The 26,120-nt window shown below is 70.9% G+C and carries 28 protein-coding genes and 5 tRNA genes; 6 read left to right on the forward strand and 27 right to left on the reverse strand.

All coding sequences use genetic code 11. From position 1 onward, the window contains the following. Window positions 1–187 precede the first annotated feature (187 nt). Entirely contained in the window at window positions 188–583 is a 396-nt protein-coding gene (locus ACIQ1J_RS29950; RefSeq protein WP_210960284.1) for a helix-turn-helix domain-containing protein, read from the forward strand. On the opposite strand, the gene mutM is transcribed toward ACIQ1J_RS29950, so the two are convergent. The 9 genes from mutM to ACIQ1J_RS29995 all read right to left on the reverse strand — a co-directional run bounded on the left by mutM (window position 580) and on the right by ACIQ1J_RS29995 (window position 9,922). Beyond that, window positions 580–1,452 (reverse strand): bifunctional DNA-formamidopyrimidine glycosylase/DNA-(apurinic or apyrimidinic site) lyase, encoded by an 873-nt coding sequence (gene mutM / locus ACIQ1J_RS29955; protein WP_403561711.1) that lies wholly within the window; start codon window positions 1,450–1,452, stop codon window positions 580–582. The genes ACIQ1J_RS29950 and mutM overlap by 4 nt on opposite strands. 97 nt (window positions 1,453–1,549) lie before the next feature. Then, complete coding sequence (rnc, locus tag ACIQ1J_RS29960; protein ID WP_210960282.1) at window positions 1,550–2,410, reverse strand: ribonuclease III; 861 nt, start codon at window positions 2,408–2,410, stop codon at window positions 1,550–1,552. A 7-nt stretch (window positions 2,411–2,417) separates the two neighbouring features. Next, window positions 2,418–2,591: a 50S ribosomal protein L32 gene (rpmF, locus tag ACIQ1J_RS29965; RefSeq protein WP_006139588.1), complete on the reverse strand. Its 174-nt coding sequence runs from the start codon at window positions 2,589–2,591 to the stop codon at window positions 2,418–2,420. A gap of 2 nt (window positions 2,592–2,593) precedes the next feature. Next, a complete protein-coding gene (locus tag ACIQ1J_RS29970) occupies window positions 2,594–3,238 on the reverse strand; it encodes a YceD family protein (protein WP_403561714.1) in 645 nt (214 codons plus the stop codon). A 168-nt stretch (window positions 3,239–3,406) separates the two neighbouring features. After that, a complete protein-coding gene (locus ACIQ1J_RS29975) occupies window positions 3,407–4,570 on the reverse strand; it encodes a cell division initiation protein (RefSeq protein WP_403561716.1) in 1,164 nt (387 codons plus the stop codon). Between the two features lie 121 nt (window positions 4,571–4,691). Beyond that, window positions 4,692–5,171, reverse strand: a complete 480-nt coding sequence (gene coaD, locus ACIQ1J_RS29980; RefSeq protein WP_210960387.1) for a pantetheine-phosphate adenylyltransferase — start codon at window positions 5,169–5,171, stop codon at window positions 4,692–4,694. A 26-nt stretch (window positions 5,172–5,197) separates the two neighbouring features. Further along, window positions 5,198–5,785, reverse strand: coding sequence for a 16S rRNA (guanine(966)-N(2))-methyltransferase RsmD (gene rsmD / locus ACIQ1J_RS29985; protein WP_403561718.1), 588 nt, complete (start codon window positions 5,783–5,785; stop codon window positions 5,198–5,200). Between the two features lie 55 nt (window positions 5,786–5,840). After that, the gene (gene recG / locus ACIQ1J_RS29990; RefSeq protein WP_403561720.1) at window positions 5,841–8,057 is read right to left on the reverse strand and encodes an ATP-dependent DNA helicase RecG; all 2,217 of its coding nucleotides are present in this window, start codon (window positions 8,055–8,057) and stop codon (window positions 5,841–5,843) included. Between the two features lie 155 nt (window positions 8,058–8,212). After that, window positions 8,213–9,922, reverse strand: coding sequence for a DAK2 domain-containing protein (locus tag ACIQ1J_RS29995; RefSeq protein WP_403561722.1), 1,710 nt, complete (start codon window positions 9,920–9,922; stop codon window positions 8,213–8,215). Between the two features lie 268 nt (window positions 9,923–10,190). Here ACIQ1J_RS29995 and rpmB point away from each other — a divergent pair, with 268 nt between their 5' ends. Beyond that, entirely contained in the window at window positions 10,191–10,376 is a 186-nt protein-coding gene (gene rpmB, locus ACIQ1J_RS30000) for a 50S ribosomal protein L28 (protein ID WP_013000438.1), read from the forward strand. A 179-nt stretch (window positions 10,377–10,555) separates the two neighbouring features. Here rpmB and thiD read toward each other — a convergent pair whose 3' ends face one another. Then, the gene (thiD, locus tag ACIQ1J_RS30005) at window positions 10,556–11,353 is read right to left on the reverse strand and encodes a bifunctional hydroxymethylpyrimidine kinase/phosphomethylpyrimidine kinase (RefSeq protein ID WP_403561725.1); all 798 of its coding nucleotides are present in this window, start codon (window positions 11,351–11,353) and stop codon (window positions 10,556–10,558) included. Further along, window positions 11,350–12,318 carry a thiamine-phosphate kinase gene (locus tag ACIQ1J_RS30010; RefSeq protein WP_403561727.1) on the reverse strand — a complete coding sequence of 323 codons (969 nt, stop codon included), beginning with the start codon at window positions 12,316–12,318 and terminating at the stop codon, window positions 11,350–11,352. Before ACIQ1J_RS30010 ends, thiD begins: the two co-directional genes overlap by 4 nt. Window positions 12,319–12,545: 227 nt before the next feature. Here ACIQ1J_RS30010 and ACIQ1J_RS30015 point away from each other — a divergent pair, with 227 nt between their 5' ends. After that, the gene (locus tag ACIQ1J_RS30015; protein ID WP_053137604.1) at window positions 12,546–12,779 is read left to right on the forward strand and encodes an Lrp/AsnC family transcriptional regulator; all 234 of its coding nucleotides are present in this window, start codon (window positions 12,546–12,548) and stop codon (window positions 12,777–12,779) included. A gap of 231 nt (window positions 12,780–13,010) precedes the next feature. On the opposite strand, the gene ACIQ1J_RS30020 is transcribed toward ACIQ1J_RS30015, so the two are convergent. The 3 genes from ACIQ1J_RS30020 to ACIQ1J_RS30030 form a co-directional block, all read right to left on the reverse strand. Continuing rightward, entirely contained in the window at window positions 13,011–14,168 is a 1,158-nt protein-coding gene (locus tag ACIQ1J_RS30020; protein ID WP_403561729.1) for a D-alanine--D-alanine ligase family protein, read from the reverse strand. A gap of 103 nt (window positions 14,169–14,271) precedes the next feature. Then, window positions 14,272–15,282, reverse strand: coding sequence for an NAD(P)H-dependent glycerol-3-phosphate dehydrogenase (locus ACIQ1J_RS30025; RefSeq protein WP_210960273.1), 1,011 nt, complete (start codon window positions 15,280–15,282; stop codon window positions 14,272–14,274). Next, window positions 15,279–16,097, reverse strand: a complete 819-nt coding sequence (locus ACIQ1J_RS30030; RefSeq protein ID WP_403561731.1) for a lysophospholipid acyltransferase family protein — start codon at window positions 16,095–16,097, stop codon at window positions 15,279–15,281. The genes ACIQ1J_RS30025 and ACIQ1J_RS30030 overlap by 4 nt, the downstream gene beginning before the upstream one ends. A 143-nt stretch (window positions 16,098–16,240) precedes the next feature. Between ACIQ1J_RS30030 and cofC the strand changes: the two genes are divergently transcribed. Continuing rightward, window positions 16,241–16,879 carry a 2-phospho-L-lactate guanylyltransferase gene (gene cofC, locus ACIQ1J_RS30035; RefSeq protein WP_403561733.1) on the forward strand — a complete coding sequence of 213 codons (639 nt, stop codon included), beginning with the start codon at window positions 16,241–16,243 and terminating at the stop codon, window positions 16,877–16,879. A gap of 9 nt (window positions 16,880–16,888) precedes the next feature. Next, window positions 16,889–17,092, forward strand: coding sequence for a hypothetical protein (locus ACIQ1J_RS30040; protein ID WP_210960270.1), 204 nt, complete (start codon window positions 16,889–16,891; stop codon window positions 17,090–17,092). Between the two features lie 131 nt (window positions 17,093–17,223). On the opposite strand, the gene ACIQ1J_RS30045 is transcribed toward ACIQ1J_RS30040, so the two are convergent. From ACIQ1J_RS30045 to leuC, 4 genes are all read right to left on the reverse strand, one after another. Further along, window positions 17,224–17,883, reverse strand: a complete 660-nt coding sequence (locus tag ACIQ1J_RS30045; RefSeq protein ID WP_210960269.1) for an HU family DNA-binding protein — start codon at window positions 17,881–17,883, stop codon at window positions 17,224–17,226. Window positions 17,884–18,020: 137 nt separating this feature from the next. Continuing rightward, the gene (locus ACIQ1J_RS30050) at window positions 18,021–18,251 is read right to left on the reverse strand and encodes a hypothetical protein (RefSeq protein ID WP_121749361.1); all 231 of its coding nucleotides are present in this window, start codon (window positions 18,249–18,251) and stop codon (window positions 18,021–18,023) included. Window positions 18,252–18,527: 276 nt separating this feature from the next. Continuing rightward, window positions 18,528–19,121, reverse strand: a complete 594-nt coding sequence (gene leuD, locus ACIQ1J_RS30055) for a 3-isopropylmalate dehydratase small subunit (protein WP_210960268.1) — start codon at window positions 19,119–19,121, stop codon at window positions 18,528–18,530. A 5-nt stretch (window positions 19,122–19,126) separates the two neighbouring features. Then, the gene (gene leuC / locus ACIQ1J_RS30060) at window positions 19,127–20,557 is read right to left on the reverse strand and encodes a 3-isopropylmalate dehydratase large subunit (protein ID WP_403561736.1); all 1,431 of its coding nucleotides are present in this window, start codon (window positions 20,555–20,557) and stop codon (window positions 19,127–19,129) included. Window positions 20,558–20,754: 197 nt separating this feature from the next. Between leuC and ndgR the strand changes: the two genes are divergently transcribed. Further along, window positions 20,755–21,471, forward strand: a complete 717-nt coding sequence (gene ndgR, locus ACIQ1J_RS30065) for an IclR family transcriptional regulator NdgR (protein ID WP_121749358.1) — start codon at window positions 20,755–20,757, stop codon at window positions 21,469–21,471. Window positions 21,472–21,652: 181 nt separating this feature from the next. On the opposite strand, the gene ACIQ1J_RS30070 is transcribed toward ndgR, so the two are convergent. From ACIQ1J_RS30070 to ACIQ1J_RS30110, 9 genes are all read right to left on the reverse strand, one after another. Continuing rightward, window positions 21,653–21,725 (reverse strand) — tRNA-Glu (locus ACIQ1J_RS30070). A 27-nt stretch (window positions 21,726–21,752) separates the two neighbouring features. Beyond that, a tRNA-Gln gene (locus ACIQ1J_RS30075) sits at window positions 21,753–21,824 on the reverse strand. A 20-nt stretch (window positions 21,825–21,844) separates the two neighbouring features. Beyond that, window positions 21,845–21,917, reverse strand: a tRNA-Glu gene (locus ACIQ1J_RS30080). A gap of 62 nt (window positions 21,918–21,979) precedes the next feature. Further along, window positions 21,980–22,052, reverse strand: a tRNA-Glu gene (locus ACIQ1J_RS30085). Between the two features lie 39 nt (window positions 22,053–22,091). Continuing rightward, window positions 22,092–22,163 (reverse strand) — tRNA-Gln (locus ACIQ1J_RS30090). Window positions 22,164–22,255: 92 nt separating this feature from the next. Beyond that, window positions 22,256–22,990, reverse strand: a complete 735-nt coding sequence (locus ACIQ1J_RS30095) for an HAD family hydrolase (RefSeq protein ID WP_403561739.1) — start codon at window positions 22,988–22,990, stop codon at window positions 22,256–22,258. 99 nt (window positions 22,991–23,089) lie between these two features. Next, on the reverse strand, window positions 23,090–24,574 hold the full coding sequence (gltX, locus tag ACIQ1J_RS30100; RefSeq protein ID WP_403561741.1) for a glutamate--tRNA ligase: 1,485 nt from the start codon (window positions 24,572–24,574) through the stop codon (window positions 23,090–23,092). Next, window positions 24,567–25,343, reverse strand: a complete 777-nt coding sequence (locus tag ACIQ1J_RS30105; protein WP_310871027.1) for a fumarylacetoacetate hydrolase family protein — start codon at window positions 25,341–25,343, stop codon at window positions 24,567–24,569. Before ACIQ1J_RS30105 ends, gltX begins: the two co-directional genes overlap by 8 nt. 357 nt (window positions 25,344–25,700) lie before the next feature. Next, window positions 25,701–25,889: a hypothetical protein gene (locus tag ACIQ1J_RS30110; RefSeq protein WP_193776563.1), complete on the reverse strand. Its 189-nt coding sequence runs from the start codon at window positions 25,887–25,889 to the stop codon at window positions 25,701–25,703. Window positions 25,890–26,120 lie beyond the last annotated feature (231 nt).

Consider the following 26,120-nt stretch of genomic DNA (forward strand, 5'->3'; position numbering starts at 1 on the left):
GGATGTCTTGGAGTGACATCCCTCTTCTACAGCAGCTCCGCTGCCTTGTTCACCGGCCTTGACGAACAAACCCCCGCCCTAACTGAACGGCGTTGCTACTAGAGCAGCTCCCGGGGAGCACTGGAGCGCTGTCCGGGGCTCAGCGCGCGACCTGCGGTTCAGCGCTGCGCTCACGTACGCTGGGCGCATGTCGACCACGCAGGAGCGCACGGAGGAGCAGGACCTCCCGTACGACGTGTTCTCCAGGGCCTGTCCCTCGCGCGGCACCCTGGAACACGTCACGGGGCGCTGGGGCGCGCTGACGCTGGGCGCGTTGTACGAGGGCTCCTTCCGGTTCAACGAGCTGCGGCGCCGCGTCGACGGCGTCAGCGAGAAGATGCTGGCCCAGACCCTGCACGCGCTGGAGCGGGACGGCCTGGTGCACCGCGAGGCCCAGCCCACCAACCCGCCCCGCGTGGACTACGAACTCACCGCGCTGGGGCACACGGTGGCCGGGCGGCTGATCGCGCTCATCCAGTGCCTGGAGGGGCGGATGGACGAGGTGCTCGCGTCGCGCGAGCGGTACGACGCCCGGCAGCTCTAGGCGTTCTGCCCCAGGCCAGGACGGGGCGCCCGCTGGCACTTCGGGCAGAAGTAGCTGGAGCGGTTCATCCACGGCCGGCGGCGCATCGGTGTGGCACAGCGGCGGCAGGGCAGGCCCTCTCGGCCGTACGCGTCGAGCGACCGGTCGAAGTAGCCGGACTCGCCGTTGATGTTGACGTAGAGGCTGTCGAAGCTGGTGCCGCCCACGGCGAGGGCCGCGTTCATCACGTCGCGGACGTGGCCGAGGAGCTCGGCGGTGCGGGGGCGGGTGAAGGTCGCGGTGGGGCGTTCGTAGTGCAGGCGGGAGCGCCAGAGGGCCTCGTCGGCGTAGATGTTGCCGACGCCGCTGATCAGTGACTGGTCGAGCAGGGCCCGTTTGATCGTGGTGCGCTTGCGGCGCAGTGCGAGGTGGAACGCCTCGTCGTCGAAGAGCGGGTCGAGGGGGTCGCGGGCGATGTGCGCGATGACGTCGGGGAGTCCGTCGGGGGTCGTGTCGTGCAGGGACAGGCCGCCGAAGGTCCGCTGATCGACGAAACGGAGTTCGGTGGACAGGGCGTCGGTGAAGCGGACGCGGATGCGCAGGTGCTTCTCGGCCGGTGCCTCGTGCGGCTGGACCAGGAGCTGGCCGCTCATGCCGAGGTGGGCCAGGATCGCCTGCTCGGTGTCCTCCAGGGGCAGCCACAAGTACTTGCCCCGGCGGCTGGGCGTGCCGATGCGGTGGCCCTCGAGGCGGTGGGCGAAGTCGTCGGGACCGGCGATGTGCCGGCGTACCGCGCGCGGGTGCAGCACTTCGGCGTCGGCGACGGTGCGGTGGGCGACCCAGCGCTCCAGGCCGCGCCGTACGACCTCGACCTCGGGCAACTCGGGCATGGCATCCCCTCGGGTGGGCCGGTGGACGAGCCGAACGCCCGCCCCTGGAGTGGGGCGGGCGTTCGAAACGGGCGATGAGTCGGATGGATCGGACGCATCAGGCAGAGGCCGACGGGGCGTCGGCGCTCGGCTGGGCCGCTGCTTCGGCGGCGGGCTGGGCCGCCGCTTCGGCCGCGGTCACCTTGGCGCGCTCGTCCGCCGCGGCCCGGATGGACCGCCACGCGGATTCCGCGGCCTGCTGCTCCGCCTCCTTCTTGCTGCGGCCGGTGCCGGTGCCGTACGAGACGCCTCCGACGCGGGCGGCAGCAGTGAAGGTCTTCTCGTGGTCCGGGCCGGTCTCCGTGACCAGGTACTCGGGGACGCCGAGCCCTTCGGTCGCGGTGAGTTCCTGGAGACTGGTCTTCCAGTCCAGGCCGGCACCGAGGTTCGAGGACTTCTCGATCAGCGGGTCGAACAGGCGGTGTACCAGTTCGGAGGCCGCGTCGAGGCCCTGGTCGAGATAGACCGCGCCGATCACCGCTTCGAGGGTGTCGGCGAGGATGGATGCCTTGTCCCGGCCGCCCGTGCCCTCTTCACCGCGGCCGAGCCGGATGAAGGAGCCGAGGTCGAGCCCACGGCCCACCTGAGCCAGCGCACGCGAGTTGACCACCGCGGCCCGCAACTTGGCCAGCTGGCCTTCGGGCAGGTCGGGGTGGGTGCGGTACAGCGTGTCCGTGACGACGAGGCCGAGGACGGAGTCACCGAGGAACTCCAGCCGCTCGTTCGTCGGCAGACCGCCGTTCTCGTACGCGTAGGAACGGTGGGTCAGTGCACGCACCAGAAGGGCGGACTCGAGCTGATAGCCGAGCCGCCCTTCCAGAAGCGTGTGGGACGAGGCCTGGGTGTCCGCCTTCTTCTTGGCGGGTGGGTCCGCCTTGGCGTCTTCCGCCTTCTTGGGGACTGACACAGTGCCTCTCACCAGCCGCTCAGACCTCGAGGACCTGGCGCTTGTTGTAAGTGCCGCAAGCCGGGCACGCGATGTGCTGCAGCTTGGGCTCGTGGCAGCGCTCGCACGCAACCAGGGTGGGGACCGCAGCCTTCCACTGCGACCGGCGGTGGCGCGTGTTGCTGCGCGACATCTTCCGCTTCGGAACAGCCACGGCTACTTCTCCTGCTTCTCGTCGACGCCAGGTTCGGCGCCGCTCATCTCGTCCTTCTCGCCGTCTCCGAGTGAACCGGCGAGTCCCTGCAAAGCCGCCCAACGAATGTCGACGGCGTCGTGGTGGTGGTCCGGGTCGTCCGCCAGGCGTGCTCCACACTCGGAGCACAGACCCGGGCAGTCTTCCTGGCACACCGGCTGCATCGGCAGTGCGAGCACCACCGCGTCGCGCAGCACGGGTTCGAGGCCGATCAGTCCGTCCTCGACGAAGAGCCTGCCCTCGTCTTCCTCGGCGTCGTCGGCCGGCTCCGCCACAGGGCGGCCCCGGTCGTCGGCGTCAGGGTACGAGAACATCTCCTGGAAGTCCGCCACAAGCTGCTGCTCGAGCGGCTCCAGACACCTTACGCACTCCCCCTCGGCCTTGGCGCGGGCGGTGCCCGTGACGAGCACCCCTTCCATGACCGACTCGAGCCGGAGATCGAGTTCCACCGGGGCGCCTTCCGGCACTCCGATGACTCCCTGGATACCGAAGTCCTTGGGAGCGTCGACCGTGCGGGTCAGGCGCTGGAGCGCACCGGGCCGCCGTCCCAGCTCGTGTGTGTCGAACACGAGGGGGTTGCGGTGGTCGAGGCGCGCGTTCAGAACCATTCCTGCTTTCGGTCTTCGTGGGTGTGGGGGTGCTGCCCTTCGGTGTTCCCGGGCAGCGGCGATCGCGGACGTACGCGCGACCGAAGAGCCAGGATACTGGACCATTCGCTTTCGGCCCAATCCGGCCCGGGACGGCGCCAGGGGCGCAGCCGGTGACGGCGCCCGCGGCTAGAGTCCGCGGCCCTGTTCGTAGGCCCTCAGCTGCTCGGCGCTGATCATGCTCGTGTCGAAGAGGCTGGTCTCGTCGAGGGACTGCGGCTGAGCCTGCGGGGGCTGCTGGGGCTGGGGCTGTGGGGGCTGCTGGGGCTGGGGCTGTGGGGGCTGCTGGGGCTGGGCGTAGCCCTGCTGCCCGTCGTACGCCTGCTGCTGGGGGGCGTACTGGTAGGCGTACGGGTCCGCCGTCTGCTGCTGGTAGCCGTACGGGTCCTGTCCGTCGCCGTAGGCCTGCTGGTAGCCGGCGTAGGGATCGGGCTGCTGCTGGGCGTAGCCGTACGCCGGCTGCTGTGCCGGCATCTCCGGCACGGCCTGCGCCGGCATCTCCGGCACGGCCTGCGCCGGTACCTGTGCCGCCGCCGGCTGCTGCTCGCCGTACTCCCGCTGGTGGGGCTGCACGGCGGGGGCGTCGGAGAGGCCGGCGAGGTAGTCCGCGTCGCTGGAGTGCTGGACGGTGCTCATGTCGTCCGCGAGGGCGCCGAGGTCGTCGGTGGCGATCCTGCCGTGCAGCTTCTGACGGCCCCGGCCGACGGCGTCCAGGGTTTTGGCCAGCACGGCTTCGAAGGCGCCGAGCTTCGTGTCGACGTAGGTGTCGGCGTCGCGGCGCAGGGTCTCCGGGTCATGGCTCCGCTCGGGGGCGTCCTCGTCCTCGTAGCCGTTCTCGTCGAGGCCGGGTCCGGTGCCGAGGAGCTTCTCGCGGCCACGGCCGACGGAGCCGAGGGTCTTGGTGAGGACGACCTCGAAGTTGGCGAGCTTGGAGTCGACGTAGTCGTCGGCCTCGGCGCGGACCTCCTCGGCCTCCTGGCGGGCCTCGGCGAGGATCCGGTCGGCCTCGGCCTGGGAGCGGCGGGCGACCTCGGTGTCGGAGATCAGGGAACCGCGCTCGGCCTGCGCGCTCTCGATGATCCGGTCGGCCTCCTGGCGGGCCTGCGCGACCATCTGGTCGCGGTCGCCGATCAGCTCCTGGGCCTGGGCGAGGGATCCGGGCAGCTCGGCACGCAGCTCTTCCAGCATCGAGAGCAGTTCGGCGCGGTTGACCACGCACGAGGCCGACATGGGCATGGCGCGGGCGCCGGAGACCATCGCGCTGATCTCGTCGAGCTTCTTCTGCACGTCCACCGTGTGCTCGCCACTCTCTACAGCTGTGTTGGAGACGGACGGGACGACTGTACGACCCTGGGGTGTCCGGGGGACACCGGGTGACGGCCAGTCGGTCTCCGGCAGCTGTACGACAGGGGCGTCAGCCCTTCTTCAGGCGTCCGGAGAGGGCTTCGAGGACCAGCGGCGGCACCAGGTGGGAGATGTCGCCGCCCCAGGTGGCGACCTCCTTGACCAGGGAGGACGACATGAAGCTGTAGGTGGGGTTGGTGGGGATGAAGAGGGTCTCCACGCCCGAGAGGCCGTTGTTCATCTGGGCCATCTGGAGTTCGTAGTCGAAGTCGCTGACGGCGCGCAGGCCCTTGACGATGGCCGGGATCTCGCGCTGCTTGCAGAAGTCGACGAGGAGGCCGTGGAAGGACTCCACGCGCACGTTCCCGTACTCGGCGGTGACCTGGCGGATGAGGTCGATCCGCTCCTCGATCTCGAACAGGCTCTTCTTGGACCGGTTGATCATCACTGCGACGTAAACCTCGTCATAGAGGCTGGAGGCACGGGCGATGATGTCGAGATGTCCGTTGTGGATCGGGTCGAATGACCCGGGACAGACGGCGCGGCGCACTTGAGTTCCCTCGCTCTCCGGTCCGGTCATCGTGCGTCTTCGCACGTAGAGGCGGCGCGACCGTACCAAAACGTTCCCTCGCCGTAGCGACGGGACCGGATCGCGTCGAAGCCCTGGGGCCAGCGGAATTCGCCGCCCCTGGTGCTGCGCTCCACGGTGACGAGCGCTTCCCCGGTGAGCCACCCCTCCGTGCGGAGTGTGAGCAGGATCTCCCGAAGATCGTCGTCCGAGACGGCGTACGGCGGATCCAGGAAGACGATGTCGTACGGCTCGGCCGGGGCCGGAGTACGGATGATCTGTTCCGCTTTGCCCGCCCGGACCTCGGCGCCGGGCAGGCCGAGCGCCCTGACGTTCTCCCGGACCGTACGGGCGGCACGGGCGTCGGCCTCGACGAGCAGGACGTGTCCGGCGCCCCGGGACAGCGCCTCCAGGCCGACGGCGCCGGAACCGGCGTACAGGTCGATGACCCGCTCGCCGTCCAGCGGGCCGCCGAGCAGGGACTGCCAGGTGGAGAAGAGTCCCTCGCGCGCGCGGTCGGAGGTGGGGCGGGTGCCGGTGCCCTGCGGGACGGCGAGGCGGCGTCCGCCGGCTTTGCCGGCGATCACGCGGGTCATCTTCGGATCCTTGTCGGTGTGCTCGGGTGTGCGGACGGTGTCCGCTCCCAGTCTGTCAGCCCTTCTCCAGGTACTGCTCCCGCTCGTCGTCCAGCAGTGCGTCCAGAGCCGTCCGCAGACCGGGCAGACCCGTCAGCTCCGGGTCGGCGGCCACTACCGCCGCCGCCTCCTCCCGCGCCTCGGCGATGATCTCCTCGTCCTCGATGACGGCGAGGACGCGCAGGGAGGTGCGGGCGCCGGACTGGGCCTGGCCGAGTACGTCGCCCTCGCGGCGCTGTTCGAGGTCGATGCGGGAGAGCTCGAAGCCGTCGAGAGTGCCGGCGACGGCGCCCAGCCGCTGCCGGGCCGCGCTCGCCTCGGGCATCTCGGTGACCAGCAGGCACAGGCCGGGGGCGGAGCCCCGGCCGACGCGGCCGCGCAGCTGATGGAGCTGGGAGACGCCGAAGCGGTCGGCGTCCATGATCACCATCGCGGTGGCGTTGGGGACGTTGACGCCCACCTCGATGACGGTCGTGGCGACGAGGACGTCGGTCTCCCCCGCCGCGAAGCGGCGCATGACGGCGTCCTTGTCGTCGGGCTGCATCCGGCCGTGCAGGACCTCGACCTTGAGACCCTGGAGCGGGCCCTTCGCCAGCTGCTCGGCGACGTCGAGGACGGCCAGCGGGGGCCGCTTCTCCGCGTCACCCTCGGGGGGCTTCTGGGACCCCTTCTTCGGGGCGTCGTCCTCGTCGCCGATGCGCGGGCAGACGACGTACGCCTGGTGGCCGCCCGCCACCTCCTCGCGGACCCGTTCCCAGGCGCGGGCGAGGAAGTGCGGTTTGTCGGCGGCCGGGACGACATGGCTGGCGATCGGGGACCGGCCGGCCGGGAGCTGGTCCAGGACGGAGGTCTCCAGGTCGCCGAAGACGGTCATGGCGACGGTGCGCGGAATCGGCGTGGCGGTCATGACGAGCAGATGCGGCGGCTGTTTGCCCTTGCCGCGCAGGGCGTCGCGCTGCTCGACGCCGAAGCGGTGCTGTTCGTCGACGACGACCAGACCGAGGTCGTGGAACTGCACCTTGTCCTCGATCAGCGCGTGCGTGCCGATGACGATGCCGGCCTCGCCGGTGGCCAGGTCGAGCAGAGCGTGACGGCGGGCGGCGGCGCCCATCGAGCCGGTCAGCAGCACCACCTTGGTGGCGTGTTCGGCGCCGCCGAGCATCCCGCCCTCGGCCAGCTCCCCCATCATCTCGACGACCGACCGGTGGTGCTGCTGGGCGAGCACCTCGGTGGGCGCCAGCATCACGGCCTGCCCGCCCGCGTCGACGACGGCGAGCATGGCGCGCAGGGCCACCATCGTCTTTCCCGATCCGACCTCCCCCTGGAGCAGCCGGTGCATCGGGTGGTCGGTGGCGAGGTCGCCGAAGATCTCCCGGGAGACCTTCTGCTGGCCGCCGGTGAGGGTGAAGGGGAGACGGTCGTCGAAGGCAGTGAGCAGGCCGTCCGGGCTCGGTTTCCGGGGGACGGCGGGGAGTTGGGTCTCCGCGTGGCGGCGGCGGGCGAGGGCGACCTGGAGGACGAATGCCTCGTCCCACTTCAGGCGGGCGCGGGCGTCCTCGATGTCCGCCTTGGTGTGCGGGCGGTGGATCTTGAGGAGGGCTTCCGGGAGGGAGACCAGGCCACGTCCCTCACGCAGGGAGCCGGGGAGGGGGTCGACGGCCTCCTGCGCGCTGGGCAGCACCGTCTGGATCGCCTTGCCGATCTTCCAGGACTCCAGCTTGGCGGTGGCCGGATAGAGGGGGATGAGGGCGCCCGCCCAGGACTCGACGCTCTCGGTCCCGTCGTCGTCACCACTGCCGTGCAGCAACTCGTACGCCGGGTGGGCCAGTTGCAGTCGGCGGTTGAAGACGGAGACCTTGCCCGCGAACATCGCGCGGGTGCCCGGCAGGAGCTCCTTGTGGGGCTTGTGGACGCCGTTGCCGAAGAAGACGAGCTGGAGGCGGCCGTGGCCGTCCGTGATGGTCACTTCGAGGCGCTGCCCCTTGCCGCGCGGCGCCTTCGACGAGGCGAAGGTGTGCAGGCGGGCGTCGGCGACCTGGGCCACCACCGTGACGTGCTCGTCCATCGGCAGGTCGGCGAGGTGGGTGAGCTGGCCGCGCTCCTCGTATCGGCGGGGGTAGTGGTGAAGGAGGTCGCCGACGGTGTGCAGGCCGAGGTGCTCGGCCATCACCTTCGCGGTGGCGGGGCCGAGTACCTTCTTCAGGGGTTCTCGCAGTGCGGGCACGAGATCCATTCCACACCACGCCACTGACAATGGCCCCGCACCTCCCCGGAAGCCGGCGGTATCGGCCAACACCTCCCCGGTGACCGGCCGCATCAGCCACACACCTCCCCGGTGACCGGCCGCATCAGCCACACACCTCCCCGGTGACCGGCGGTGCCGCCGCGCTACTCCACGCCGATCAGCAGCAGCGCGCCCTGCCTGCCGCCCCGGTAGACCACCGTGTCGACGGCGAGGTACGCCTCGCGGACGCGGGCCTCCAGGTGGGCGGTGACGGTCTCGGGGGTCTCGTCGCCGAGGACCAGGGTGACCAGCTCGCCGCCGGCCGCGAGCATGCGGTCCAGGACGGTCGCGGCGACCTCCGTGACGTCCGCGCCGATCACGGCCACGTCGCCGTCGACGAGGCCGAGTACGTCGCCGGCCTGGCAGATGCCGGCCGTGGTCCACGACTGGCGTTCGGCGACGGCGACCTCGGCGTGGCGGGTGGCGCCCGCCGCCGAGGTCATCGCCACCACGTCCTCGTCGAAGCGCCGCTCGGGCTCGTGCACGGCGAGCGCGGCGATGCCCTGGACCGCGGAGCGGGTCGGGATGAGGGCGACGCGGATGCCTTCGGTGCGCACCTGCTCGGCCGCCGCGGCGGCGGTGTGGCGCAGTTCGACGTCGTTGGGCAGCAGCACGACCTCGCGCGCGTGCGCCCGCCGCAGGGCCTGGACGAGTTCCCCGCTCGCGGGCGGTTCCCCGGGGCGCGCGAGCACGGTGGTCGCGCCGGCCTCGGTGTAGAGCCCGGCCAGACCCTCCCCCGGCACGACCGCCACCACGGCGCGCTGGGTGCGCTCACGCGGCGGGCGCCCGGTTCCGGCGGTGTGCGCGTCGCCGTGCCCGAAGTGGGTGATGCGGATCCGGTACGGCCGCCCGGCCTCGACGCCCGCCTCCACGGCGGCGCCCGCGTCGTCGACGTGTACGTGGACGTTCCACAGTCCCTCACCGCCGACCACCACGAGCGAGTCCCCCAGGGCGTCGAGCCGCTGCCGCAGCCGGGCCACGGCCGCGTCCTCGGCCTCCAGGAGGTAGATCACCTCGAAGGCCGGGCCGCTCTCTTCGCCCTCCGCCGCGCACTCCCCCGCGGCCTCGTCGTCGTGCGCCAGACGCGCGTGCGGCACGGCGACCGGTTCCGGCCCCGGCGCACGACCCGTGAACGTCTCCACCAGGGCCGCGAGGACCGTCACGAGGCCGTGTCCGCCGGCGTCGACCACTCCGGCGCGCTCCAGGACGGGCAGCTGGGCCGGGGTCGCGGCGAGCGCCGCGCGGGCACCGTCGTAGGCCGCCCGGGCCACCGCCGCGCAGTCGCCCTCCGCCCCGTCGGCCACACCGTCGGCCGCGGCGTCCGCCGCGGCGGCGGCGGCCGAGGCGACGGTCAGGACGGTGCCCTCGACCGGGTGGGCCACGGCCTGCCGGGCGGATTCGGCCGCGTGCCGCAGGGCCAGCCGCAGACGCGGACCATCGGTGTGAGCGGGTTCACCCCCGGCGGTGAGCACCTGGGCCATGCCGCGCAGCAGCTGCGCGAGGATCGTCCCGGAGTTGCCGCGCGCGCCGATCAGGGCGCCGTGCGCCATGGCACCCACGGCATCGGCCAGCGAGGGCCCGCCGCCCGCATCCGGCTCCCCGGCGTCCACCGCGTGTGCCGCGAACACCGCCTCCACGGCGGCGACGGCCGACTCGACGGTCAGATAGAGGTTGGTGCCGGTGTCCCCGTCCGCGACCGGATAGACGTTGATCGCGTCGATCTCCTCGCGTGCCCGTCCCAGCGCGCGCAGCGACAGACCGCACCAGGTACGCACCGCCAGAGCGTCGAAGAACCTCTGCGGCACCTGCGCCACCTGCGCCTCCCTGAGCTGCTGGACGTGGCAGGCAGCGTAGACCTTGGGAGGGTGCCCACCGGAAGAGGGCCGGGGGCGGCCCCCTGAGCTGCCATGGTAGTTTCGTTGTACGGGAGCAGCCGTTGTATGCTGCTCCGGTTGCCCGATCCCGATCGGGCTCTTCCCCCTGGCACCGCCACTCAGACCCCGGACCGCTCGCGGCCCCGGAACCTTGATCCCGGCATGCCGGGGTCAACCGTAAGTGCATCTGAAGTCTTTGGAGTGACCCGTGGCTGCCAACTGCGACGTCTGTGGCAAGGGGCCGAGCTTCGGCAACAACATCTCGCACTCGCACCGCCGTACGTCCCGTCGCTGGAACCCGAACATCCAGCGTGTGCGTACCGTGGTCGGCGGGACGCCGAAGCGCGTGAACGCTTGCACCTCGTGCATCAAGGCCGGGAAGGTCTCGCGCTGACGCGTCAGCTGAGCGCGCGGCCACTGCCTGGTCCGCTGCATGGAGCCGGTCCACCTCGGGTGGGCCGGCTTTTTGCCGTGCCGTAAGACTCGACCGGCCGGTAGCCCTGGCCGCACACGGTCGACGGCGCCCCCGTAACCCTCCGCCTCGCCGCGGGAGCGCCCGCCCCGTCCGAACGCTCAGCCGTGGTCCCGCCCGAGCGCCCAGCCGTGGTCCACCGGCCCGATGCCGGCGCCGAGCCCGAAGCCGGCCGCGATCGCCCCGGTGACGTACTCCTTGGCCGCCGCGACCGCCTCGGGTACCGACCGCCCCTTCGCCAGACCGCAGGCGACGGCCGACGCGAGGGTGCAGCCCGTGCCGTGCGTGTGCCGGTTGTCGAGGCGCGGGGCGCGCAGCCAGTGTTCCTCGGAGCCGTCGGTGAGCAGGTCGACGGCGTCGCCGGCCAGGTGGCCGCCCTTGATCAGCACCCAGCGCGGCCCGTACTCCAGCACGGCCGTCGCGGCCCGGCGCAGATCGGTGTCCGACTCGACCCGTACGCCGGTGAGTTGGGCGACCTCGTCGAGGTTGGGCGTGGCGACGGTCGCCACCGGCAGCAGTTCGGTGCGTACGGAGTCCAGCGCGGAGGCGGCCAGCAGCGCGTCCCCGTGCTTGGAGACTCCGACCGGGTCGACGACCGCCGGGGCGTCCGTGCCGCCGATCAACTCGGCGACCGCCTCGACCAGTTCCGCCGAGGACAGCATCCCGGTCTTGACCGCCTGGACGCCGATGTCGTCCACGACGCTGCGGTACTGGGCCCGCACGGCGTCCACGGGGAGTTCCCAGGCGCCCTGCACGCCCAGCGAGTTCTGCGCGGTCACCGCGGTGAGCACGCTCATGCCGTGGGTGCCGAGGGCGAGCATCGTCTTCAGGTCGGCCTGGATGCCGGCACCGCCGCCGGAGTCGGAGCCGGCCACGGTGAGGACCAGGGGCGGTGTCATGATTCCATGTCCTCTCCGAAGTGGTCCCAGCCGCCCTTGCTGGTCCAGGGCGCCCCGTCGACGGTCACCTGGGGCAGCGCGGAGGGGTTGAGGACCTCGCCGATGACCTTCCAGCGGGCGGGCAGCTTCACGTCCGGCGGGAAGGTGGCCACGATCGCGTGGTCCTCTCCTCCGGTGAGAACCCACTGCATGGGGTCGACGCCGACGGCCTGGCCGATGTCGTTCATCTGGGACGGGATGTCGATCTGGCCGGAGCGGATGTCGATCCTGACCTTGCTGGCCTCCGCGATGTGACCCAGGTCGGCGATCAGTCCGTCGCTCACGTCGCACATCGCGGTGGCGCCGAGACCCGCGGCGGCCGGCCCCGCGTGGTACGGCGGTTCCGGACGGCGGTGGGCCTCGACGAAGGCGCGCGGCGAGCGGAAGCCCCGGGACAGTACGGCGAACCCGGCCGCGGACCAGCCGAGCCAGCCGGTCACCGCGACGAGGTCGCCGGGCTGGGCGCCGCCGCGGGTGACGGGCTCCTGGTTGCGCAGGTCGCCGAGCGCGGTGATGGAGACGGTGATGGTGTCGCCGCGCACCACGTCGCCGCCGACCACGGAGGCGCCCGCGACCTGGCACTCGTCGCGCAGCCCGTCCATCAGCTCGGTCGGCCAGGCCACCGGCAGTTCGGCGGGTACGACCAGGCCGAGCAGCAGTGCGGTCGGCACGGCGCCCATGGCGGCGATGTCGGCCAGGTTCTGCGCCGCCGCCTTGCGGCCCACGTCGTACGCGGTGGACCAGTCCCGGCGGAAGTGCCGCCCCTCCACGAGGATGTCGGTGCTGGCCACCACCCGGCGGTCGGGCGCGGCGACCACCGCGGCGTCGTCGCCGGGGCCGACCCGGACCGCCGGGGTGGTGGTGAGACGGGAGGTGAGCTCCCTGATGAGCCCGAACTCCCCCAGCTCACCAACAGTGCCCTTCATCGCCTTGGCTCCCCTTCTGTCCCTGTCCGTGCCCGGTCGCGCGTCATCTCTGCCCTCGTTACGGTCGAAATGACCGTCACCGCGGTCGGCGTGATCGTCAACTCGTGCCATTCCGGTACCCCGGCGCGCGGGGCCCGCGCCCCGCGGGTCTCCCCGTGAAGTGCGGTGACGCGATACCGTGGCGTTCCTTTTCCCCACATGATCCTCGTGGCCGCTCTGGAGGTTCCGTGGTACAGGCGTACATCCTGATCCAGACGGAGGTCGGCAAGGCGTCGACCGTCGCCGAGACGATCAGCAAGATCCCTGGAGTGATCCAGGCCGAGGACGTGACAGGACCCTACGACGTCATCGTCCGCGCCCAGTCCGACACCGTCGACGACCTGGGTCGCATGGTGGTCGCCAAGGTCCAGCAAGTGGACGGCATCACCCGTACTCTGACCTGCCCGGTCGTTCATCTCTGACCCCCTTCCGCCCGCTCGCTCTCGCTCTGCTGATCGCCGCCGCAGGCTGCTCCTCGGCAGACGACAGCGGGTCTGCGGTGGTTCCCGGCCCGGACACAAGGTCACCGAGCTGTTCCGGAACCCGGACAAGGCGCTGCCTCCGACGGGCGGCGGACCGGGGAAACCCGCTGATCATACTGCGGAAGGCGATCCCCGAGGGGACCGCCTTCCGGGCGTGCGTGAAGCCGGACGTCAGCGCAATCCCGTGGACCGCCGCAGCGCTGCCTGGACCAGCCGGTCCACCAGCTCCGGGTAGCTCACGCCGCTCGCCTGCCACATCTGCGGGTACATGGAGATCGGCGTGAAGCCGGGCATCGTGTTGATCTCGTTGATCACGAACTCGTCGTCCTCGGTGAGGAAGAAGTCCGCGCGCACCAGGCCCTCGCAGGAGGCCGCGTCGAACGCCTCGACGGCCTGCCGCTGGACCTCGGCGGTCTCCTCGGGCGTGAGCGGGGCGGGCACGATGCCGGGCGTCGAGTCGATGTACTTGGCCTCGAAGTCGTAGTACGCGTGTTCCGAGGGCGGCGGGATCTCGGCGGGAACGGAGGCGCGGGGGCCGTCCTCGAACTCCAGCACCCCGCACTCGATCTCCCGGCCGCGCAGCGCCGCCTCCACGAGGATCTTCGGGTCGTGGCGCCGGGCCTCCTCGATCGCCTCGTCGAGTCCGGAGGGGTCGTCGACCTTGGTGATGCCGATCGAGGAACCCGCGCGCGCGGGCTTCACGAACAGCGGCCAGCCGTACTCGCCGGCGAAGTCCACGATCCTCTTGCGGGCGCCGGAACGGTCCTGCGCCCAATCGCGGGGCCGGATCACCACGTAAGGGCCGACCTTCAGCCCGTAGGAGGTGAACACCGCCTTCATGTACTCCTTGTCCTGCCCGACGGCCGAGGCGAGCACGCCCGCGCCGACGTAGGGCACACCGGACAGCTCCAGCAGGCCCTGGAGGGTGCCGTCCTCGCCGTACGGGCCGTGCAGCACGGGGAAGACGACGTCGACCTCGCCCAGCGCCTTGGGCACCGAGCCGGGTTCGCTGTAGACGACCTCGCGGCTGGCGGGGTCGACGGGCAGCAACACGCCGCCCTCGGTCGACTCGGCCAGTTCCTCGACGTCGGGCGTACGGCGTTCGGTGATCGCCATGCGTTCCGGTTCGTCGGCGGTGAGGGCCCAGCGGCCGTCCCTGGTGATGCCGATCGGCAGGACGTCGTACCGCGTCCGGTCGATGGCCGCGAGGACGGCTCCGGCGGTGACCACGGAGATCCCGTGTTCGGAGCTGCGCCCGCCGAACACGACGGCCACACGCGGTTTGCGAGGCGGCTGCTCGGGGCTCTGGGGGAGGTTCTCGGTGCTCATATCGCGTTGAGCGTACCCGCCCGTAGGGCCGCGAGACAGCGTCGGCGGGACCGCGTGGCGCGGGTGGACGCCCAGGTTCCGTTCCGGCGCCGACCGGCGTCGCTCAGCGTCGTTCCGGCTTCGCGCTGCGCGACATCAGCTCCTTGAGCGCGACCACCGGAGGCTTGCCCTCGTGCACGATGCCGACGACCGTCTCGGTGAGCGGCATGTCGACGCCGTGCCTGCGGGCCAGATCGAGCACCGACTCGCAGGACTTGACGCCCTCTGCGGTCTGCTTGGTGACCGCGATGGTCTCCTGGAGGGTCATGCCCTTGCCCAGGTTGGTGCCGAAGGTGTGGTTGCGGGACAGCGGCGAGGAGCAGGTCGCCACCAGATCGCCGAGACCGGCCAGTCCGGAGAAGGTCAGCGGGTCGGCGCCGAGGGCGACACCGAGGCGGGTGGTCTCGGCGAGGCCGCGGGTGATGAGGGAGCCCTTGGCGTTGTCGCCGAGGCCCATGCCGTCCGCGATGCCGACGGCCAGCCCGATCACGTTCTTGACGGCGCCGCCGAGTTCGCAGCCGATGACGTCGGTGTTGGTGTACGGGCGGAAGTACGGCGTGTGGCAGGCGGTCTGGAGGCGCTGGGCGACGGACTCGTCCGGACAGGCGACCACGGCGGCGGCCGGCATGCGGGCGGCGATCTCCCGGGCCAGGTTGGGGCCGGTGACCACGGCGATGCGCTCGGCGCCGACCTTGGCGACGTCGTCGATCACCTCGCTCATCCGCATCGCGGAGCCGAGTTCGACGCCCTTCATCAGGGACACCAGGATCGTGCCGGGCGCCAGCAGGGGTGCCCAGTCGGCGAGGTTGGCGCGCAGCGTCTGGGAGGGCACCGCGAGGACGGTGAAGTCGGCGTTCCGCGCGGCCTCGGCGGCGTCGGTGGTGGCCCGCACGCCCGCGGGGAGTTCCACGCCGGGCAGGTAGTCCGGGTTGGTCCGGGTGGAGTTGACGGCATCGGCGAGTTCGGCGCGGCGCCCCCACAGGGTGACGTCGCACCCCGCGTCGGCGAGGACCATGCCGAAGGCCGTGCCCCACGATCCGGTGCCGAAGACGGCCGCCTTGACCGGGTTGCTCACGTGCTCTGCCCTTCTGCCTGCTGCGACTGCCGGGACCGCGCCTGCTCGTTCGGCGGCTGCGGGTTCTGTGTCTGCTGGTGCTGTGCCTGGGTCCGGCGCCGCTGCTCGATCCGCTCCCGGCGCGGGTCGTAAGGGGTTTCGGGCGCCTTCTCGCCGCGGATCTCCTCCAGCTGGCGGGTGACGGCGGCCATGATGACCTCGGTGGCCTCCTTCAGGAGCTCCGTGGTCATCTCCTTGTCGTAGAACCGCGACAGGTCGACCGGCGGGCCCGCCAGCACGCGGTGGGTCTTGCGCGGGAGAAGGCTGGGCTTCCTCGCGTACGGCGGCAGCAGTTCGTTGCAGCCCCACTGGGCGACCGGGACCACCGGGCACCTGGTCTGCAGGGCGACGCGCGCGGCCCCGGTCTTGGCGGTCATCGGCCAGCCGTCCGGGTCGCGGGTGAGGGTGCCCTCGGGGTAGAAGGCGACGCACTCGCCGCGCTGCACGGCGTCGATCGCGGCCCGGAAGGCGCTCAGCGCGTCCGTGCTCTCGCGGTAGACGGGGATCTGTCCGGTGCCCCGCATCGCGGCACCGACGAATCCTTTCTTGAAAAGGCCGCTCTTCGCCAGGAATCGCGGGACGCGCCCGGTGTTGTACTGGTAGTGCGCGTACGCGAAGGGGTCGACGTGCGAATTGTGGTTCACGGCGGTGATAAATCCACCCTCGGCCGGAATGTTCTCCATTCCCCGCCAGTCCCGCTTGATCAGAACCACCAGCGGCGGTTTACAGATCACCGCGGCGAAGCGGTACCAGAAGCCGATTCTGCGGCGGGGCACGCTGACACCTTTCCTCCAGGGCCTGGGGCCGGACAAGTGTCGCCCCGGGCCGCCCGTCTGTCGAGAACACCGTACGCCCCGGAGAGTTAACCGCCAGGTCCCCCAGGTGACAATGACAGCGACGAGAGAAGGACGGAACGCCCGTGCAGTGGACCTTGGTCGTACCCGTGAAGCCCCTCGCCCGGGCCAAGAGCAGACTGTCGGACACCGCGGACGGCGGGGTACGGCCGGACCTCGCGCTGGCGTTCGCCCAGGACACCATCGGAGCCGCGCTGGCCTGCCCGGCGGTGGCGGATGTGGCAGTAGTCACGGACGACGCGCGGGCCGGGCGGGAGCTGGCGGCGCTGGGCGCGTGGGTCGTCGCGGACGAGCCCGGCGGCGGCCTGAACGCGGCCCTGGCGCACGGTGCGGCAGCGGTACGGGCGGCACGTCCCGAAAGTCCGGTGGCCGCGCTCAACGCCGATCTGCCCGCGCTGCGGCCGGCGGAATTGGCGCGGGTCCTGGCGGCGGCGGCACAATTCCCGCGCGCTTTTCTGCCGGACGCGGCCGGAATCGGAACGACCCTGCTGGCCGCGGCACCGGGCCGTGAATTGGCCCCCGTATTCGGCGCGGATTCCCGGGCCCGGCACCGCGCGTCCGGCGCGGTGGAACTGCGGCTCGGCGCGGTGGATTCCGTACGGCAGGATGTCGACACCGGCGGGGATCTGCGCATCGCGCTGGCGCTCGGGGTGGGGCCCCGTACGGCCGCGGTGGCGGCGCGGTTGCTGATCGCCGGGCAGTAGGCTGCCGACATGCAGGCGACCGCATACACGTACGACCCCGACAACCGCAGCGGGCAGGTGCTGCTCGACGACGGCACGCCCGTGCCCTTCGACGCGGCGGCGTTCGACGCGGGGGGCCTGAGACTGCTGCGGCCCGGACAGCGGGTGCGGATCGAGACCGAGGGCGCGGGCGCGGAGCGCCGGATCACGCTGGTGACGCTCCAGACGTTCTGAAACGCCCTGGTCGTCCCGGCCCGCCGGGCCTGCGGGACCCACGGGCCCCGAACACGCCGCGGGCCGGACTCCGAGAGGGAGTCCGGCCCGGCGCGTGAGTGCCCCTGTACCTGGTCGCCTGCTGCTACCTGCTACTTCTTGCGGGCGGTGGCCTTCTTGGCGGTGGTCTTGCGGGCGGTCGACTTCTTGGCCGGGGCCTTCTTGGCGGTCGCCTTCTTCGCGGGGGCCTTCTTGGCCGTGGACTTCTTCGCCGCCGCCGTGGTGCTCTTGGCGGCGGACTTCTTGGCGGGGGCCTTCTTCGCCGTCGCCGTCTTCGCCGCGCCGGCGGTCTTCTTCGCGGTCGTCTTCTTCGCCGCCGCGGTCGTCTTCTTGGCCGCGCCCGTGGCCTTCTTCGCGGCGCCGGTGGCCTTCTTGGCGGCGGCCTTCTTGCCCGCGGCCTTGGAGATGGTGGGCGGCGGGCCGGACAGGCTGCCCTTGGGCGCCTTCTTGACCGCGATGTCGTTCTTCGGGAGCTTCTTCGAGCCGCTCACCAGGTCCTTGAAGCCCTGGCCCGCGCGGAAGCGCGGCACGGAGGTCTTCTTGACCCGAACCCGCTCGCCCGTCTGAGGGTTGCGGGCGTAACGGGCCGGACGGTCGACCTTCTCGAAGGAACCGAAGCCGGTCACCGAGACCCGGTCGCCCGAGACCACTGCACGGACGAGGGCGTCCAGGACCGCGTCGACAGCGTCGGCGGCCTGCTGCCGGCCGCCCAGCTTGTCGGCAATCGCTTCTACGAGCTGCGCCTTGTTCACGTCTTCCCCTTCGGAGACATCGCCAGAACGAATGTGTTCAAGCTTTTTCGCACGTTAGGCAGATATATACCGCAAATCAAACACGAAACGGGCTAATCACCCTTGTGCCGCAACGGACTCGGGCGGTCCCGGCCTGTTCAGCCTTCCTCTTCGGGGAATCGACCCTCGTCGAGGTCGGCGGTGAACCGATCCAGGCGCCTTGCCGCACCGGCGAGATCGTGTTTGGCCGCGGCCGTAATGACCAGCAGCTTCCGGGTCAGCGCCATCCGTACGCCCTCCGGGACTTGCAGTGCGCGCACTCTTGTGTGCGCTTCCTTGAGCCGGACCGCGACCGCCGTATAGAGCTCGAGTTGGCCGTCGTGTTCCATGCACAGATTGTGCCATCTGGGGCGAGTTGTCGCCTGCGCAGGGGGCAACTGCCGCCTCAAACGGCCTTTCGGGCACACACGGAAGCCGCGCCTCCATGGCCCGCGTACCCCGGCAACCACGCCTCTAACGTGGGAAGTTGAGCGACACAGCCGTGCCACACACACGCGACCGGCAGCAGAAACGGCTGTACCCCCGATCGGGCCGATCGGGGGTACAGCCGGGGTGTTGGGTGGCCGAAACTCGACCTTGCGGGGGCCTCCGAAGAGGCCCGGGGGTCACGCCTGGAGGGTCTGCGGCTTGAACGACGGGCGCTTCGCCTCGTACGTGGCGATGTCCGCCTCGTTCTGGAGGGTGATCGAGATGTCGTCCAGGCCGTTCAGCAGCCGCCAGCGGGAGTTCTCGTCCAGCTCGAAGGAGGCGGTGATGCCCTCCGCGCGGACCTCACGGGCCTGGAGGTCGACCGTGACCTCGGCCTGCGGGTCGTTCTCCGTCAGCTCCCACAGGGCATCCACGATCTTCTGGTCGAGGACCACCGTGAGCAGGCCGTTCTTCAGCGAGTTACCGCGGAAGATGTCGGCGAAGCGGGAGGAGATCACGGTCTTGAAGCCGTAGTTCTGCAGTGCCCAGACGGCGTGCTCACGGGAGGAGCCGGTGCCGAAGTCGGGGCCGGCGACCAGGACCGTGGCGCCCTCGCGCTCGGACCGGTTGAGCACGAACTCCGGGTCCTTGCGCCAGGCCTCGAACAGCCCGTCCTCGAACCCGTCCCGCGTCACCTTCTTGAGCCAGTGGGCGGGGATGATCTGGTCGGTGTCGACGTTGCTGCGCCGCAGCGGGACGGCCCGGCCGGTGTGCGTGGTGAATGCTTCCATGACTCTCAGACTCCAGCGGGCGTGGGAACGTCGGCGGCGGTCAGGTCGGCCGGGGAGGCCAGATGGCCCAGGACCGCCGTCGCGGCCGCGACCTGCGGCGAGACCAGATGGGTGCGACCGCCCTTGCCCTGCCGCCCCTCGAAGTTGCGGTTGGAGGTGGACGCGGAGCGCTCCCCCGGGGCCAGCTGGTCCGGGTTCATGCCCAGGCACATCGAGCAGCCCGCGTGCCGCCATTCGGCGCCGGCCTCCTTGAAGACCACGTCCAGGCCCTCGGAGACGGCCTGCAGGCCCACCCGCGCGGAGCCGGGTACGACCAGCATCCGCACGCCGTCGGCGACTTTGCGGTCCCGCACGATCTCGGCGGCGGCGCGCAGGTCCTCGATGCGACCGTTGGTGCACGAACCTACGAAGACGGTGTCCACCTTGATGGAGCGCAGCGGCTGCCCGGCCGCCAACCCCATGTACTCCAGGGCCTTCTCGGCGGCGAAGCGCTCCGAAGCGTCTTCGTACGAAGCCGGGTCGGGGACGGCGGCGGACAGCGGCGACCCCTGGCCCGGGTTGGTGCCCCAGGTGACGAACGGCGCCAGCTCGGCGGCCTCGATGGCGAACTCGGCGTCGAACTCGGCGTCGTCGTCCGTGCGCAGCGTCTTCCAGTACTCGACGGCCGCGTCCCAGTCGGCGCCCTCGGGGGCGTGCGGGCGGCCCTGGAGGTAGGCGAAAGTGGTCTCGTCGGGGGCGATCATGCCCGCGCGGGCGCCGGCCTCGATCGACATGTTGCAGATGGTCATCCGGGCCTCCATCGAGAGCTTCTCGATGGCCTCGCCCCGGTACTCCAGGACGTAGCCCTGGCCGCCGCCGGTGCCGATCCTGGCGATGATCGCGAGGATCAGGTCCTTGGCCGTGACGTCGTCGGGCAGTTCACCGTTGACGGTGATCGCCATGGTCTTCGGACGGACCATGGGCAGCGTCTGGGTGGCCAGCACGTGCTCGACCTGGGAGGTGCCGATGCCGAACGCCAGCGCGCCGAAGGCGCCGTGCGTGGAGGTGTGCGAGTCGCCGCAGACCACGGTGGTGCCGGGCTGGGTCAGGCCGAGCTGCGGGCCGACGACGTGCACGACGCCCTGCTCGACGTCGCCCAGCGGGTGCAGCCGGACGCCGAAGTCCGCGCAGTTCTTGCGCAGCGTCTCCAGCTGGACCCGGGAGACCGGGTCGGCGATGGGCTTGTCGATGTCGAGCGTCGGGGTGTTGTGGTCCTCGGTGGCGATGGTCAGGTCGAGCCGGCGCACCGGACGGCCGCTCTTGCGGAGGCCGTCGAAGGCCTGCGGGCTGGTCACCTCGTGCAGCAGGTGCAGATCGATGAAGAGGAGGTCGGGCTCGCCCTCGGCGCGCCGGACGACGTGGTCGTCCCAGACCTTCTCCGCGAGTGTCCTACCCATCGCTTTCCCTCCGGCCGGCGACGAAGCGCCGACCCAACTAGAGATCTTGGGGAAGCGGTGCCCTCACCCCTGCGTTTCCGGGCAACCGCCACCAGGCCCACTCATCACGGGCCGTTGTGACTTCCTGCCATCAAGAGTGGCGGGTTCCATGGAAAATTGAACTTGCGTTTCACAGAGTGAGACGGGAGTATCGTTTCATGGACAACAGTAGCGGCGTCGGCGTTCTGGACAAGGCGGCCCTCGTCCTGAGCGCTCTGGAGTCCGGCCCGGCCACCCTCGCGGGATTGGTCGGTGCGACCGGACTGGCACGACCCACGGCCCACCGCCTGGCCGTGGCGCTGGAACACCACCGTATGGTGGCGCGCGACATGCAGGGCCGGTTCATTCTCGGCCCGCGCCTGGCCGAACTGGCCGCGGCGGCCGGCGAGGACCGCCTGCTCGCCACGGCGGGCCCGGTCCTCACCCACCTGCGCGACGTCACGGGCGAGAGCGCTCAGCTCTACCGCCGCCAGGGCGACATGCGCATCTGCGTGGCCGCCGCCGAGCGCCTCTCGGGCCTGCGGGACACGGTCCCCGTCGGCTCCACGCTCACCATGAAGGCCGGCTCGTCGGCGCAGATCCTCATGGCCTGGGAGGAGCCCGAGCGCCTGCACCGCGGGCTGCAGGGCGCCCGCTTCACGGCGACGGCCCTGTCCGGCGTGCGGCGCCGCGGCTGGGCCCAGTCCATCGGCGAGCGGGAGCCGGGCGTGGCGTCCGTCTCCGCGCCCGTACGCGGCCCCTCCAACCGCGTGGTGGCCGCCGTGTCCGTCTCCGGCCCCATCGAGCGTCTGACGCGCCACCCGGGCCGCATGCACGCCCAGGCCATCATCGACGCCGCCGGCCGCCTCTCCGAGGCCCTGCGCCGCACGGGCTGACCGCACCCACTTCGGCACGCGACCGGGAAGGGGCCCGCCCCAACGCCGCGGCGGCCCTCCCCTCGCCGGCGTCCAGCAGCACCCTGGACGCCGAACTGGCCCGGTCCTACCGGGACTTGAACAGGCTGGGACTCGCAATGAAAAGAGGCCCCCCGCCGAAGCGGGAGGCCTCCTGATCTTGTACCCCCGACCGGATTCGAACCGGCGCTACCGCCTTGAGAGGGCGGCGTGCTAGGCCGCTACACAACGGGGGCGAGGAACTGCGTTTCCGCAGATCCGAGCTGGTCTACCAGGACTCGAACCTAGACTAACTGAACCAGAATCAGTCGTGCTGCCAATTACACCATAGACCAATGTGGTTTAGACCAGTTTGTACCCCCGACCGGATTCGAACCGGCGCTACCGCCTTGAGAGGGCGGCGTGCTAGGCCGCTACACAACGGGGGCCCTAGCGATCCTGCATCGGGGTCGGCGGGAGCTACCCTGACCGTCCTCGCGGGAAGGATCTGTACCCCCGACCGGATTCGAACCGGCGCTACCGCCTTGAGAGGGCGGCGTGCTAGGCCGCTACACAACGGGGGCTTTGCGGATGTGATCCGCGGCGCAGATAAGCTCTGCGAGCTGGCCTACCAGGACTCGAACCTAGACTAACTGAACCAGAATCAGTCGTGCTGCCAATTACACCATAGGCCACTGGAACGCAAGCCCCGGGGGGATCTTGTTCTAGCGTTGCGCCTCCGGTTCCCGGCCCTTTCGGCCCGCTCCTCGGCGGCGCAGGAAGAACATTACCCGAAGGTGGACGGGGCTCCAAAACGGGTATCGGCGCCGAGGAGCGCGGGGAGTTCGGAGAGCGAGGCGATACGGCGCGGCCCGGCCGGCGGGTCGACGGTCGCGTACACCCCGCCGCGGTCGATCCACACCGACAGCAACCCGGCGTCGGCGGCGCCGCGGCCGTCGATCTCCGGGTGGTCTCCGACGTAGGCGACCTCCCGCGGGGCGAGGCCGAGGGCGTCGCAGGCCGCCAGGAAGGCGCCGGGCTCGGGTTTGGAGACGCCCAGCTCGGCGGCGCACAGGATGGCCTCGAAGCGGTCGTGCACGCCGAGGACGCGCAGCTTGCGGTCCTGGACGGTCAGGCTGGAATTGGAGAGCACGGCGTGCCGGTGACTGGCGGCGAGGGCGTCGAGGACGGGCAGCACGTCCGGGAAGAGCGACCAGGCGGCCTCGTAGTGGGTGACGTAACGCTGGAACCAGTGGTCGGCCTCGGTGTCCGTCAGCTCCGGCCGGCCCAGGAAGACCCGGGTGCGGTCGCGGCGCTGTGCGACGAAGTCGACTTCACCGGCGGCGAAGCGGGCCCACTGCTGTTCGGTGATCTCCCGCCAGCGCACGAGGGCCTCCTCGGCCGATCCGTACCCGGCGAGGAGCCCTTCGGCCACCAGATGGGCGCGCATGCCCTCGCGGTCGGCGGTGGTGTAGTCGAAGAGGGTGTCGTCGACGTCCCAGACCACGGCGCGGATGCTCATGATCCGACGGTAACGCCGTCGGGCCCGCGGCGTCCGCCCGTACCGCGAAGGGGCGGCCCCCGGAAGCCCGGACGCCGCCCCCGCACGTGCACGCGTGCGTCAGGCGGCAGCCCTCGCCAGCGCCGCGTCGATCCGGGCCAGCGCCTTCTCCTTGCCCAGGACCTCCAGGGACTCGAAGAGGGGCAGGCCGACCGTGCGGCCCGTGACGGCGACCCGGACGGGGGCCTGCGCCTTGCCGAGTTTGAGGCCGTGGGCCTCGCCTGCGGCCAGGACGGCCTCCTTGAGGGACTCGGGGGACGTCCAGTCGGCCGCGTCCAGCTTCTCGCGGGCGGTGCGGAGCAGGGCGTCCGAGCCCTCCTTCATCGCCTTGTTCCAGGATGCCTCGTCGAAGACCGGCTCCGGCAGGAACAGGAAGTCGACGTTGTCCGTGATCTCGGAGAGGACCTTCAGGCGGGTCTGCGCGTGCGGTGCGATCGCCTGCCACTTGGCCTCGTCGAAGTCCTCCGGCGACCAGGGGGCGACGGGAGCCTTCAGCCACGGGCGACAGCGCTCGGTGAAGTCCTTCACCTCCAGCATGCGGATGTGGTCGGCGTTGATCGCCTCGCACTTCTTGAGGTCGAAGCGGGCCGGGTTGGGGTTGACGTCCGAGACGTCGAAGGCCGCGACCATCTCCTCGATCGAGAAGATGTCCTGGTCGGCGGAGAGCGACCAGCCGAGCAGGGAGAGGTAGTTGAGCAGGCCCTCGGGGAGGAAGCCGCGCTCCCGGTAGAGGTTCAGGCTCGACTGCGGGTCGCGCTTGGAGAGCTTCTTGTTGCCCTCGCCCATGACGTAGGGCAGGTGGCCGAAGGCGGGGGTCTCCTTGGCGATGCCCAGCTCGGTCAGCGCCTTGTACAGGGCGATCTGGCGCGGGGTGGAGGAGAGCAGGTCCTCGCCGCGCAGGACGTGGGTGATCTCCATCAGGGCGTCGTCGACCGGGTTGACGAGCGTGTAGAGCGGGGCGCCGTTGGCGCGGACGATGCCGTAGTCCGGGACGTTCTCCGGGAGGTATGTGATCTCGCCGCGGACCAGGTCCGTGAAGGTGATCGCCTCGTCGGGCATCCGGAAGCGGACGATGGGCTCGCGGCCCTGCGCCACGTACTCCTCGACCCGGGCGTCGCTCAGCTCGCGGCAGTGGCCGTCGTAGCCGGAGGGCCGGCCGGCGGCGCGGGCGGCCTCGCGGCGGGTGTCCAGCTCCTCCTGGGAGCAGTAGCAGCGGTAGGCGTGGCCGGCGTCGAGGAGCTTGGCGGCGACGTCCTGGTAGATGTCCATGCGCTGCGACTGGCGGTACGGCGCGTGCGGGCCGCCGACCTCGGGGCCCTCGTCCCAGTCGAAGCCCAGCCAGCGCATCGAGTCCAGAAGCTGCTGGTACGACTCCTCGGAGTCGCGGGCCGCGTCGGTGTCCTCGATGCGGAAGACCAGCGTGCCCTGGTGGTGCCGGGCGAACGCCCAGTTGAACAGGGCGGTGCGGACCAGGCCCACGTGGGGGTTGCCGGTGGGGGACGGACAGAAACGGACGCGTACGGGGGAGCCGGGTGCGCTAGCCACGCTTGACAACCTTGTTGGTGAGAGTGCCGATGCCTTCGATGCTGACGGCGACCTCGTCGCCGACGTTGAGGGGGCCGACGCCGGCCGGGGTGCCCGTGAGAATCACGTCGCCGGGGAGGAGCGTCATCGCCTCGGAGATGTTGACGATCAGATCCTCGATGGAGTGGATCATCTCGCTGGTGCGGCCGAGCTGGCGCTGGCCGCCGTTGACCGTGAGCTGGATGGTGAGATCGCTCGGGTCCAGGTCGGTCTCCACCCAGGGGCCCAGCGGGCAGGAGGAGTCGAAGCCCTTGGCCCTGGCCCACTGCTTCTCGCGGCGCTGCACGTCGCGGGCGGTGACGTCGTTGGCGCAGGTGTAGCCGAAGACGACGTCCTTGACGCGGTCGCGCGGGACCTCGCGGCACATGCGGCCGATGACGACGGCGAGCTCGGCCTCGTGGTGCAGCTCCTCGGAGAAGGAGGGGTACTGGATGGCGTCGCCGGGACCGATGACCGAGGTGGACGGCTTGAAGAAGGCGAACGGGGCGTCGGGCACCTCGTTGCCGAGTTCGCGGGCGTGCTCGGCGTAGTTGCGGCCGAAGGCGACGACCTTGTTGGGGAGTACGGGCGGCAGGAGCCGCACCTTGCTCAGGGGCACCTTGGTGCCGGAGAGCTCGAAGTCCGCGAACGGGATGCCCTTGATGATGTCGAGGACGAGCTGGTCCGGCTGGTCGCCCTCGACCGCGCCGAAGGCGACGTTCCCGTCGATGGAGAACCTGGCGATGCGCACGGGTTGCTTGGCCCCTTGCTGAGCTGGCTGGAGTCTGACGCTCCAGGCTAACGCGGCGGGCCCGCCCGGCGGATCAGGCCGGAGGAAAGCGACGGCACCTCACCAGCACAGGCGAGCGGGGTGTGGTGCGTGCGGCCGCAAGGCGGAGGAGGGCGCCAGGACGGAGCCCTGGTAACCGACGACGACGCGGCAGATACGCGTGCCACACCCCGCGTCTGCGGCATGATCCGCCGGCAGGCCCTCAAGGGCGGGCGCCTCGCGCAATAGGTATCCGTGGCCCGACGGGGCGGCGGTTCGGCGCGCGGGCGCCCTTGTGCCCGTACGGCCGCCCTGAACGTTCGGCGGCCGGGTGACGTACTACTCTGCGGCGGAGGCCGCGACGGGCATCTCCATGAGCGTCGTGCGCCGGGGGTTGGCGGTCTGGGCGGGGAGCTCGACGGCGTGCTCCGGCTGCTCCGGCGTCCGCAGGTCGTCGGCGCCGTCGAGGTGCGCCAGCGTCGTGCGTCGCGGATTGGCGATCTTGTGGAACATCATCGTCGTCTTCACGGTTGTACAGACCCTGTCGTGTCCGGGCGCCTGGGGGCTGCTAAGAACCCTTGCGAGGGCGCGGGTTGTCGGTTTTGCCTTCTCTGTAAAGCGTCAGGCTAAACATGCGATTCCCCGCCAACCCGAGCGAGGCTCCTGATCTACGTGTGAGTTTGCTCACTTATCAAGGGTCAAACCGGTCAATTCAGGCTCCCGCACCACCGCGACGAAAGCGACATTGCCCACCTGAAC

This window comes from Streptomyces sp. NPDC097107, from assembly GCF_044762405.1.
GTDB classification, from domain to species: Bacteria; Actinomycetota; Actinomycetes; order Streptomycetales; family Streptomycetaceae; genus Streptomyces; species Streptomyces thinghirensis.